Annotated in this window: 11 protein-coding genes; 4 read left to right on the forward strand and 7 right to left on the reverse strand. The window is 67.8% G+C overall.

What is annotated here, in order from left to right:
• The first annotated feature begins 97 nt into the window (after positions 1-97).
• The gene (locus ASC70_RS16020; RefSeq protein WP_056051739.1) at positions 98-1,693 is read left to right on the forward strand and encodes a hypothetical protein; all 1,596 of its coding nucleotides are present in this window, start codon (positions 98-100) and stop codon (positions 1,691-1,693) included.
• A 51-nt stretch (positions 1,694-1,744) separates the two neighbouring features.
• On the forward strand, positions 1,745-2,233 hold the full coding sequence (locus tag ASC70_RS16025) for a hypothetical protein (RefSeq protein ID WP_056051741.1): 489 nt from the start codon (positions 1,745-1,747) through the stop codon (positions 2,231-2,233).
• A 3-nt stretch (positions 2,234-2,236) separates the two neighbouring features.
• Here ASC70_RS16025 and ASC70_RS16030 read toward each other — a convergent pair whose 3' ends face one another.
• Positions 2,237-3,130 carry a LysR family transcriptional regulator gene (locus tag ASC70_RS16030; RefSeq protein ID WP_056051743.1) on the reverse strand — a complete coding sequence of 298 codons (894 nt, stop codon included), beginning with the start codon at positions 3,128-3,130 and terminating at the stop codon, positions 2,237-2,239.
• A 143-nt stretch (positions 3,131-3,273) separates the two neighbouring features.
• Between ASC70_RS16030 and ASC70_RS16035 the strand changes: the two genes are divergently transcribed.
• A complete protein-coding gene (locus tag ASC70_RS16035) occupies positions 3,274-3,972 on the forward strand; it encodes a pirin family protein (RefSeq protein WP_047405368.1) in 699 nt (232 codons plus the stop codon).
• Between the two features lie 121 nt (positions 3,973-4,093).
• On the opposite strand, the gene ASC70_RS16040 is transcribed toward ASC70_RS16035, so the two are convergent.
• The 3 genes from ASC70_RS16040 to ppdK form a co-directional block, all read right to left on the reverse strand.
• On the reverse strand, positions 4,094-5,008 hold the full coding sequence (locus ASC70_RS16040; protein WP_056051745.1) for a DUF4861 family protein: 915 nt from the start codon (positions 5,006-5,008) through the stop codon (positions 4,094-4,096).
• Between the two features lie 14 nt (positions 5,009-5,022).
• Positions 5,023-5,481, reverse strand: coding sequence for a heme-binding protein (locus ASC70_RS16045; protein ID WP_056051747.1), 459 nt, complete (start codon positions 5,479-5,481; stop codon positions 5,023-5,025).
• Positions 5,482-5,648: 167 nt separating this feature from the next.
• A complete protein-coding gene (gene ppdK / locus ASC70_RS16050; protein ID WP_056051749.1) occupies positions 5,649-8,336 on the reverse strand; it encodes a pyruvate, phosphate dikinase in 2,688 nt (895 codons plus the stop codon).
• A 322-nt stretch (positions 8,337-8,658) separates the two neighbouring features.
• Between ppdK and ASC70_RS16055 the strand changes: the two genes are divergently transcribed.
• Positions 8,659-9,192 carry a GNAT family N-acetyltransferase gene (locus ASC70_RS16055; RefSeq protein WP_056051751.1) on the forward strand — a complete coding sequence of 178 codons (534 nt, stop codon included), beginning with the start codon at positions 8,659-8,661 and terminating at the stop codon, positions 9,190-9,192.
• Positions 9,193-9,344: 152 nt separating this feature from the next.
• Here ASC70_RS16055 and ssb read toward each other — a convergent pair whose 3' ends face one another.
• From ssb to ASC70_RS16070, 3 genes are all read right to left on the reverse strand, one after another.
• Positions 9,345-9,857, reverse strand: coding sequence for a single-stranded DNA-binding protein (gene ssb, locus ASC70_RS16060; RefSeq protein WP_056051753.1), 513 nt, complete (start codon positions 9,855-9,857; stop codon positions 9,345-9,347).
• A 157-nt stretch (positions 9,858-10,014) separates the two neighbouring features.
• Positions 10,015-10,413: a hypothetical protein gene (locus tag ASC70_RS16065; protein WP_056051755.1), complete on the reverse strand. Its 399-nt coding sequence runs from the start codon at positions 10,411-10,413 to the stop codon at positions 10,015-10,017.
• Positions 10,414-10,430: 17 nt separating this feature from the next.
• On the reverse strand, positions 10,431-11,120 hold the full coding sequence (locus ASC70_RS16070; protein WP_056051756.1) for a hypothetical protein: 690 nt from the start codon (positions 11,118-11,120) through the stop codon (positions 10,431-10,433).
• Between the last annotated feature and the right edge of the window lie 43 nt (positions 11,121-11,163).

Consider the following 11,163-nt stretch of genomic DNA (forward strand, 5'->3'; position numbering starts at 1 on the left):
CCTGCCACGGACCTTTCGGTCGCATGGCCGCGCTCTCCGCCATCGTCTATGGTTAACGCGTAGATTCGCGGGGCGACCTTCGGGAGCAACGAGTCCAGTGCCGATTTCGTACCTCTCCGCCGCCCAGATCTCGAACCTGTCGGCGACGACGATCACCAATCTCTCGACGACCAAGCTGGAGACCCTGGCCAGCACCCAGGTCGCGGCGCTGTCCAACACGGCGCTGGCCGGGCTCAGCGCCACCCAGGTCTCGGCCCTGTCCGCGACCCAGGTGAAGGGACTGACGGCCACCCAGATCCCGGCCTTCGCCTCGAACCTGATCTTCGACACCGACCAGCTGGCCGCCTTCAGCGGCAACCAGTTGAACGCCCTGACCTCGACCCAGCTGGCCAAGCTGGACGCCAGTCGGATGGAGGTGCTGAGCGCCACCCAGGTCGGCGCGCTGGACGCGACCCATTTCATCGGTCTGGACGCCACCCAGATCAGCGCCCTGGACGCCAGCCAGCTGAAGAACCTGAGCACGACCCAGATCGGCGCCATGCGGCTCGAGGATCTCGGCGAGATGTGGCCCGACCAGTTGCAGGCGCTCTCCGCGTCCCAGATCGCCGCCCTGCCCGCCACCCTGATCCCGGCCATGGACAGCCAGCAGTTCGCCGCGCTCAGCACCACCCAGCTCAAGGGCCTGACCGCCACCCAGGTCGGCTCGCTGTCGACGACGCAGCTGACAGACCTCGCCACCAACCTGAATCAGCTGTCGGCGGCGCAGCTGGGCGGCCTGTCGGTCACCCAGACGGCGGCGCTGTCGAACACCCAGGTGGCGGCCCTGACGGCCACGCAGCTGGCGGGCCTCAGTGGCGGCGGCGTCGGCGGTCTCTCGGCCACCCAGGTCGCCAACCTGAACTCGACCCAGGTGGCGGGCCTGACCGTCACCCAGATCCGCTCGCTGGACGCCACCGACTTTGCCGAATTGACCGCCACCCAGGTGGCCGGCTTCACGCCCACCCAAATGGCCGCGCTGTCGTCGACCAATATCAGCGCCCTCAGCCAGACCCAGGTCGCGGCCCTGACCACGACCCAATTCGCGGCCCTGACGGCGACGCAGATCGGCGGCCTGTCGACGACGGACTTCGCGGAGCTGTCGACCACGCAGTTCCAGAGCCTGACCGCCACCCAGATGGGCGGCCTGTCGACGGCGAACCTGAGCGGGCTGGACACCACTGCCTTCCAAGGCCTGACGACCACCCAGGTCACCGGCCTGACCGCCACCCAGCTGGCCGGCCTGACCTCCACGGACATCGGCGAAGTCTCCACGACACAGGTCGCCACGCTCTCGGCCTCGCAGCTGGGCGCGCTCTCGGTGACCAACCTCGCCGCGCTGTCGACGACCCAGATGGCGTCGCTGGCGCCGAGCGCCTTGAAGGGTCTGTCGGCGTTCCAGGTGCGCAGCCTGTCATCGACCGCGTTCGGCCAGCTCAGCGCCACCCAGGTCCAGGGCCTGACCGCCACACAGCTCGGCTCGCTGTCGACCACGGTGATCGCCGGACTGACCACGACCCAGGTCGGCTACATCCTGCCGGCCCAGATCCCCGGCCTGACCGTCAACCAGCTGGACTGGCTGTCGACGACCAATCTCGCCGCCATGACGCCGCTGCAGGTCGGCGCCTTCACGCCGACCCAGGTCGAAAGCCTCTAGACGAAAGGCCAGGCTCGGGCGTCTGATCGCCGAGCTTCACGGAGGCCTTCCATGACCCGATCCGCCCTGCCCGTTCTCGTCGCGGCTGGTCTGCTGGCCGCCGTCAGCCCCGCCTTGGCTCAGAACACCCCCTTGGGCGCGGCCGGGCGCTGGACGATCGATCTAAAGGCCTCGACGTTCAACGAAGCCCTGACCGGTCCCGCGCCCCTGGCCGCCGAGATCGACGTCACCAAGGACGACGGCAAGAGCCTGGCCTGGACCTTGATCGAGGAGGACGACGAAGGTCTGGCCGCCATCCAGTTCGCCGACGCGCCGCTGGACGGAACCCCGACCAAGGCCGTGGTCAACACTCAGGTCGTGATGATCAGCGTCAGGCGCGACGGCCAGAACGGCGTCACCGCCGTCACCAGCAACAAGACGGGCCGCAAGCAGTCGATGAAGGTCTGGCTGGCCGACGCCGACACGCTGCGCGTCGAACAGGACGTCGACGGCGTCCCCGGTCCTCCGGACCAGAGCCTGACGTTCAGGCGGGTGAAATAGACGCTATTTCCCCAGCACCTTCCCCAAATAAGCCGCCAAGGCCTCGACCCGCGCCGGCCTCGGACCGCCGGGCGGCATGACCAGGTGCAGGGCGATCGGCGCGGCGGTCCAGTCGCTCAGGATCTCCTCCAGCCGGCCGTCGGCCAGAGCCGCGCCGACGATGAAGTCCGGCAGCACCGCCACCCCGACGCCAGCGACCAGCGAGGGCACGAGCACGTCGCCGTTGTTGGCGCGGATCACCGAACGGGGTCGAACGGAGGCCTCTTCGCCGCCTTTCTGGAACCGCCAGGTCTCGGGCGCGGACTGGTGGCCATAGGTCAGGCCGCGATGCTCGGCCAGGCTCGCCGGGTGGATCGGCCGGCCATGCCGCTTCCAGTAATCCGGTGAGGCCACGACGTGACGCTTCACCGCCCGCAGACGGCGGGCCACCAGCGAGCTGTCCGGCAGGGCCGCCACGCGCAGGGCCAGGTCGAAACCCATGCCGACCAGGTCGATCGTGGCGTCCGACAGGTGCAAATCGACCGAGACCTCCGGATAGGCCTCGAAGAATCCGGGCAGCACCGGCGCCAGGCTGGTGATGCCCAGCGACATCGGCACGGCCATGCGCACCAGGCCGCGCGGGGCCGAGGACTGGCTGGACGCCTCCTCCTCAGCCGCCTGGGCTTCGGCCAGGACGCGGGTGGCGCGCTCGACCAGGGACTGGCCGGCGTCGGTCAGGGCCAGGCGGCGCGAGGTGCGGTTGAACAGCCGTGCGCCCAGGCGCGCCTCCAGCCGGGTGACGGCCTTGGAGACCGTGGCCTTGGACATGGCCAGGTCCTCGGCGGCGGCGGCGAACGAGCGCAACTCCACCACCTTGGCGAACACGGCGAGGCCTTCGAGATCGGGCAGCTTGGACATGCAATGATCGTAGTTTTGGAAACAATGAGTTTCAACAGTTTCCATTTCGGATCTCCAGGGATCCCCTATCTTCTCCTCAACAGGACGCGCCGACGCGGCGCTCCGGAGGGCCGAGGCCCAGAGAGATTGGAAAGGTTAGAGCCATGATCGACCGCAGACCGTTCGATAGCCTTGGCGGCGCCGACCACGGTTGGCTGAAGGCCAAGCACCACTTCTCGTTCGCCAGCTACTACGACCCCAGCAACATGAACTGGGGGGCGCTGCGGGTCTGGAACGACGACGAGATCGCCCCGAACACCGGCTTCCCGCCCCACCCGCACAGCGACATGGAGATCATCACCTATGTCCGCGACGGCGCGATCACCCACCAGGACAACCTGGGCAACAAGGGCCGCACCGAGGCCGGCGACGTCCAGGTGATGAGCGCGGGCTCGGGCATCCGGCACGCCGAGTACAATCTCGAGGCCGAAACGACCCGGATCTTTCAGATCTGGATCGAGCCCAAGACGTTCGGCGGCGCGCCGTCGTGGGGCGCCAAGCCGTTCCCCAAGGGTGACCGCTCGGGCAAGTTCGTGACCCTGGCCTCCGGCTTCTCGGATGATGCCGACGCCCTGCCGATCCGCACCGACGCCCGGGTTCTGGGCGCGACGCTAAAGGCTGGCGAGACCACGACCTACGCCCTGGGCAAGGACCGCAGCGGCTATCTGGTCCCGGCCGCCGGCTCGGTCGAGGTCAATGGCGTGACGCTGAACACCCGCGACGGCGCGGCCATCAAGGACGAGGACACGATCACCGTCACCGCCCTGGAAGACGCCGAGCTGGTCCTGGTCGACGCGGCCTAAACACCGCTGGTTCGAAGGGACACAACCAGGCCGTCCGCGCCCTCCCCCAATGGCGGACGGTCACGAACCGCCCCGAGGCCTTCCCTCCAGGCCTCGGGGCGGTTTTCGTTGTGATGGAGACTCAGTGCGCCGGATCAAAGTCCGCCTTGGCGGCCGTCACGTACGCGTCCCACTCGGCCGGCGTGTGGAAGTCGAGGCCCTTATCCCAGGCCGCGCCCATGTAGTAGACGAACGGCTTGCCGGGCTCGACCTTGATCAGCACGAGATAGTTGTCGAAGTCCTGGCGAACCTCGACGACCGACTTGGGATCGACCATCAGGGCGATGGCCATCGCGCCCTTCTCGGGATCCGCCGGTTCCCAGAACGTCACCCGGCCAGGGGCCAGGTCCTTCTTGAACACGCCCGAGCCGCTGGCCCGCTTGCGCTTGGTGATGCCGATGCCGACCACCAGCGGGCCCGGCTTGTCGGAACTGATCGTCGAGACCATCCGCGTGAAATTGGTGCCCAGCGGCAGGGTGAAGGTCCGCGTCTCCCAAACCTTTCGGTCCACGTCGACCGGCCAAGGCGCGTAGTCGACGCTGAACGACGCCACGTCCGGTCCGTTCTTGATCACCTTCCAGCTGGACCAGTTGCGCGAGGTCCACAGCTTGTTGTCCTGCCAGACGCCTAGCCCGCCCGCGCCGCGGCCGGTGCCAACGTCGTAGAAGTCCAGGCCCTCGCCGTGGTTGGCGTGCTGGTCGCCGGTCTTCAGCTGACGGTCCATATAGGGCCACCGCTCGCTCTTGCCCCAGGCGTCGATGCCCGAGGTCGATGGCGGCTCGGCCTTTTCCAGGTCGCGGCTGTAGATCCGATGCGCGGTGCGGTCGTTCTCCCAGAGGATGTCGTTGAAGCGGTACGGGGCCAGGACGACGGTCGCGCGCGGCTTCTGGCCCTCGGCGTCGGGCTTTTCCAGCGGCTTGGCGGGCGCATGCTCCTGAGCGTGGGCGCAGCCGAGCGACAGGGTCAGGGCGGCGGCGAGGGAGAGACGCTTCATCATCGGGGACGCTCTTCTCAATGGAATTGCGGAAACTTGGCCAAGGCGGCCCGGGCGCACTGGTCGGCGGTCTCGTGCGTGGTGTCGGCGATCGCCAAGCCGCCGACCAGCGTCGCGCCGACGTGCAGCGGCAGTGAGCCGCCGTGCGCGTTCAGATGATCGGGATCGGCGGCGATCTTGGCCGCAAACGCGGGGTCGGTCTTCTCGCGCGGCTCCATGACACTGCCCGGCAGGTCGAAGACCACGGCGGCGTTGGCCTTGCGCGGCGCGGCGATCGGCGGCTTGGGGCTTTGTTCGTCGCGCAGCACGACCAGCGGATTGCCGGTGGAGTCGACCACGGCGGCGGATATGTGCGCGCCCTTGGCCGCACAGGCGTCGATCGCGGCCTTGGCCAGGTCGACGGCGGTCGGAAGAGTCAAGGCCCGCGGTTCAGGCGCGGCCGCCAAGCCCGCCATCAGGGCCAGAGTCGCCAGCATCGTGCTTCCTCCCAGAAGTCCTGCTTCGGATATAGCGCGCGCCAAAAATTGGTCTAGCCAAAATTTGGAATTGGATAAACCAGCGTGTCGGAAGGCTCGGACAAAAAAGGGCCCCAGACTGTCCAGCCTGGAGCCCTTGAACTGGATCTGTGCCTATCGCTCAGCTCTTATTCTTTGTTGGCGAGCGCCGCCTGGGCCGCCGCCAGCCGGGCGATCGGCACCCGATAGGGCGAGCACGACACGTAATCGAGGCCGACCTTCTCGCAGAAACTGATCGAGGCCGGGTCGCCGCCATGTTCGCCGCAGATGCCCAGCTTGACCTCGGGGCGCGCCGCGCGGCCGCGCTCGGCGGCGATGCGGATCAGGTCGCCGACGCCTTCCTGGTCGAGGCTGACGAACGGGTCCTTCTCGAAGATGCCCTTCTCGATGTAGGCGCCCAGGAACTTGCCAGCGTCGTCGCGGCTGATGCCGAACGTCGTTTGGGTCAGGTCATTGGTGCCGAAGCTGAAGAACTCGGCGTTGGCGGCCAGGTCGGCGGCGCGCAGGGCCGCGCGAGGCAGCTCGATCATCGTGCCCACGGTGTATTGCAGGTCGACGCCCTGCTCTTCCAGCACCGCCTTGGCGACCCGGTCGGTGAGGTCGCGCAGGTACTTCATCTCCTCGCCCTTGGCGACGAGCGGGTGCATGATTTCCGGCACCGGCGCGGCCTTGCCCGACTTGGCGATCTCGCACGCCGCCTCGAGGATGGCGCGGACCTGCATCTCGTAGATCTCGGGATACGAGACGCCCAGCCGGCAGCCGCGGTGGCCCAGCATCGGGTTGGTCTCGTGCAGCTCCTTGGCGCGGCGCAGCAACTTGGCGGCGTCCAGGCCCGTGGCCTGGGCCACGGCTTCGACGTCTTCCTCGGTGTGCGGCAGGAACTCGTGCAGCGGCGGATCCAGCAGGCGGATCGTGACCGGCAAGCCCTCCATGATCGTGAACAGCTCGACGAAGTCGGCCTTCTGGAACGGGGCGATCTTGGCCAGGGCGGCGCGGCGGCCCTTCTCGTCGTCGGCCAGGATCATCTCGCGCACGGCGGCGATCCGGGTGTCGTCGAAGAACATGTGCTCGGTGCGGCACAGGCCGATGCCTTCCGCGCCGAACTGGCGGGCGGTCTTGGCGTCCAGCGGCGTCTCGGCGTTGGCCCGCACCTTCAGGCGACGGACCTGATCGGCCCAACCCATCAGGGTCGCGAAGTCGCCGGTCAGCTCGGGCTCGATCATCTTGGGCGACCCCGCCAGGATCTCGCCGGTCGAGCCGTCGATGGTGATGATCTCACCAGCCTTGAACTCGCGGCCACGGACCCGGAACAGGCCTTCCTTGGGGAAGATCGAGACGTCGCCGGCGCCGGAGACGCAGGCTCGGCCCATGCCGCGCGCCACGACGGCGGCGTGGCTGGTCATGCCGCCGCGGGCGGTGATGATGCCGCGAGCGGCGTGCATGCCGTGGATGTCCTCGGGGCTCGTCTCCTCGCGCACCAGGATCACGGCCTCGCCGGCGGCTGCGGCCTTTTCGGCGGCGTCGCTGTCGAAGACGATCTTACCGGTCGCCGCGCCGGGCGAGGCCGGCAGACCCGTGGTGATCACGTCGCGGTGGGCGGTCGGGTCGATGGTCGGGTGCAGCAGCTGGTCCAGCGAGGCCGGCTCGACGCGGCCGATGGCCTCTTCCTTGTCGATCACGCCCTCGGCCGCCATGTCGACCGCGATCTTCAGCGCGGCCTTGGCCGTGCGCTTACCGTTGCGGGTCTGCAGCATGTAGAGCGTGCCCTGCTCCACCGTGAACTCGATGTCCTGCATGTCGCGGTAGTGACGCTCCAGCGTCTCGACCACGGACTTGAACTGGGCGAACACCTCCGGCATCGCCTCTTCCATCGAGGGAGCAACGTCGCCCATCTCCTCGCGGGCGGCCTTGGTCAGGGACTGCGGCGTGCGGATGCCCGCCACCACGTCCTCGCCCTGGGCGTTGATCAGGAACTCGCCGTACAGGCGGTTGTCGCCGTTCGATGGGTTGCGCGTGAAGGCCACGCCGGTCGCCGAGGTTTCGCCCATGTTGCCGAACACCATCGACTGGATGTTCACGGCCGTGCCCCAGCTCTCGGGGATGTCGTGCATGCGGCGATAGAACTTGGCCCGGTCGTTCATCCAGCTGGCGAACACGGCGCCCACGGCGCCCCACAGCTGCTCCTGGGCGTCCTGCGGGAAGGGCTTGCCCAGTTGGTCGCGCACGGCGGCCTTGTAGTCCTTGATCACCTCGGCCCAGTCGTCGGCCGTGAGGCCGGTGTCGACCTGAACGTCCAGGCGATCCTTGTGATCGTCCAGGATCTCCTCGAACATATGGTGCTCGAGGTTCAGCACGACGTTCGAGTACATCTGGATGAAGCGGCGATAGCTGTCATAGGCGAAGCGCCGGTCGCCCGACAGCTTGGCCAGGCCTTCGACGGTCTCGTCGTTGAGGCCCAGGTTCAGCACCGTGTCCATCATGCCCGGCATCGAGGCCCGGGCGCCCGAGCGCACAGAGACCAGCAGCGGGTTGGCCACGTCGCCGAACGTCTTGCCGGTGATCTCCTCGACCTTGGCGAGGCCGACCTTCACCTGCTCGGCCAGCTCGGCCGGGTATTGCCGGCCGTTGGCGTAGTAGTGGACGCAGGCTTCGGTCGTGATCGTAAAGCCTGGCGGCACCGGCAGGCCCAGCGCCGACATCTCCGCGAGATTGGCGCCCTTGCCTCCGAGGAGGTTCTTCATCGAGGCGTCGCCATCCGCGCCGCCTCCGCCGAAAGCATAAACCCAGCGGGCCTTCGTCAGCGTATCAACCGGCATCTTTGTGTTCACCCTGCGATAAGTGAAAAAGGCCGCGCCCCTCTATGGGGGTCGTCTCACCTTGGAACAGCGCTGCTTTGTCGTGATCCCGCAGTGCAATATCCGGGCGTCTCAGTAGCACTTCGTCCAAGAACGCGTCCACTGGCGGTTCGCGTTCCGAGCGACAACATGAGAATTCGGCAAATAATTCCAATGACAACGTTGTCCGCCCGGCAGGCTTGGCCAAGTTTCGATCAGGGGCGCGCGAAAGCCGCGACTTGAGCCGCGACCGGACGATCGGGACGACTTGTCTTCGCGGCGCAAAACGCTTCCCCTGACGACCATGGAGCCTGTTCTCGTCCGACTCGGCGCGTCTCGAAACGAGGCGGACGCCATCGCCGACCTGCACACCCGCAGCCGCCAGGTCGCCTATCGCGGCCTCTACGGCGACGCCTATCTGGACGATGAGTTGTTCCATGTTTCGCGCGTCATCTGGCGCGGACGGTTCAAGGACTTCGACCCGGCGAACGACGTGATCCTGGCGGCGATGGACGCCGGCGCGCCGGTCGGCCTGGCCTACGCCTCGTTACGCCTCAAGCCTGAAGTCGGGGCCTTGCTCGACAATCTACACGTGGCGCCCGAGCGCAAGGGCGGCGGCCTGGGCTCGGCCCTGCTGAGCGGCGTGGCGCGGTGGCTGGTCGACGAGCACGGCGGCGCGCCCCTGAACCTGGAGGTCTACGCGCCGAACGCCGCGGCGCTGAAGTTCTACGAGCGCAAGGGCGGCGTCGAGGCGGCGCGCTATGCCGAGCAGGTTCCCGGCGGACGTGAGATCGAGGTGGTGCGGTATCGGTGGGCGCGGCCGGAGATACTGCTCTAGTCGTGTCATCCGGGCGAAGCCCGACGGTTGGCCGCGATGACAGTCTTGAACGAAAGCGGCGGGCGACCGTTTCCGGTGCGCCCGCCGCTCGCCCCCGTGGAGCGCCGCCGTCGGCTCTAAGGCCGCCGAAGGCTTTCCACTTTCCGTGGTCTTTAGAACGGGATCTCGTCGTCCAGGTCGGCCGAGAAGCTCTCGCGCGGACCGCTGGGCTGGCTGCGCGGGGCGCCGCCGCCGCCGAAGCTGGAGCCGCCGCCGCCCGAATAGCCGCCGCCGTACTCGTCGCCGCCGCCCGCCGACGCGCCGGCGCTATCGCCGCGACCGCCCAGCATGGTCAGCTCGCCGCGGAACTTCTGCAGCACGATCTCGGTCGAGTACTTTTCGACGCCGGTGTTGTCGGTCCACTTGCGGGTCTGAATCGCGCCCTCGATATAGACCGTCGAGCCCTTGCGCAGATATTGCTCGGCCACCTTCACCAGGTTGTCGTTGAAGATGACCACGCGGTGCCATTCGGTCTTCTCCTTGCGCTCGCCGCTGGTGCGGTCGCGCCAGCTTTCGGACGTGGCGATGCGGAGATTGGCGACGCGGTCGCCCGAACCCAGGCTGCGGATCTCGGGATCGGCCCCCAGATTGCCCACCAGAATGACCTTGTTGACGCTTCCCGCCATCACTTGACCTTGCTCTCGCCCGGCGACCCTCGCGCCGGAATCTGGAGCGAGACGTTAACGAAGACGCCAAGCGGGCGCAAGTTTTGTTCTCAATACGTTCTTGTGGACGACGAAGACGGCTGTGGACGGAGCCGCCGTCGCCCGGCTTTTCCGAGCTCTACTGGGCCGGGACCCGGCGAATGGCGCCGGGCACCGCCAGGCGGCCGTCGCCCGTGCGGACCAGCGACATGAAGCGCGGCCCGTCATAGGTCTGGCCCAGATAGATGCCTTCCTTCTCGATGAAGATGAAGGACCCCTGATAGGCGCCGACCATGCCGCGGTTGTTGGACTGTCCCATGCGGACGAAGCGGATGCGCATGCCTTCCAGCGTGGCGGCGCACTCTTCCATCTGCGGCACGTTGCGCGCCACCGGGTTGTAGCGCAGCGAGCCGTCCTTGTTGGTCACCACATGGAAGCAGACGCCCGTCTCGAACGGCGGCTTGATCTGCTTCTCGCACGCCGTGAGCGCGAGGCCCGAGGCGATGAGTGCGGCGACGGCGAGGACGGTCTTCTTCATGGATTACACTTATAAACCTATCCGGCGCTCGGAACAGAGCAGTTAGGCCCCTGATCGAACGCGGTGTGGAAGCTGCGGTTGTCCGACGAGATCTCGATGCGACCGGGCACCAGGCGCAGCGTCTCCTCGCCCCAACGGCCGTAGGTCGCCCCGCCGGTCCGCTCGCAGCGGCCGTTGAACAGCTGCTGGGCGCAGGCGTTCAGGGTGATCTCGCCGGGCAGGCGGCGCCACTCGTTGCCGGCGTAGCGCCAGCAGGCGCCCAGAGGCGCGTTGGCCGAGGCGCTGGCCGGAGTCGTCGGCGCGCTCGGATTCGACGGCGTGGTCGCGGCGGGCGCGGAGACGGTCGGGGTCGGCGGCAGCGGCGTCAGGACCGTGCCGGCCTGGTCGGCGGCAGCCAGGGCCCCGGTCTCGTCGACGCCGACATCCAGGGCGCCGGTGGCGACGCCGTTCTTCTTGGCGCACTCGGCTAGAGTGATCTCCCCGACGAAGGTCCCGCCCACGAAGCAACGCAGCGGCCGCGCGGGGTCCAGCTTGCTGTCGTCGTCGCGACCGGTCTCGACGATCAGCCCGGCGCGCGAAGCCGGCGGGGCTTCATCCGGCTTCTTGTCATGGCCCGTCATCAGCGCCACGGCGATGCCCAGGCCCGCCAGCAGGGCGAGCGCGCCGCCGCCGGCCAGGATGATCCGTCGATCTTTCAGAAAGTCCATGCCCCTGGCTACGACGCGTCGATGACGCTTTCAAGCACGACGG

Origin of the sequence: Caulobacter sp. Root343 (assembly GCF_001425745.1) — a bacterium.
Taxonomy (GTDB): domain Bacteria; phylum Pseudomonadota; class Alphaproteobacteria; order Caulobacterales; family Caulobacteraceae; genus Caulobacter.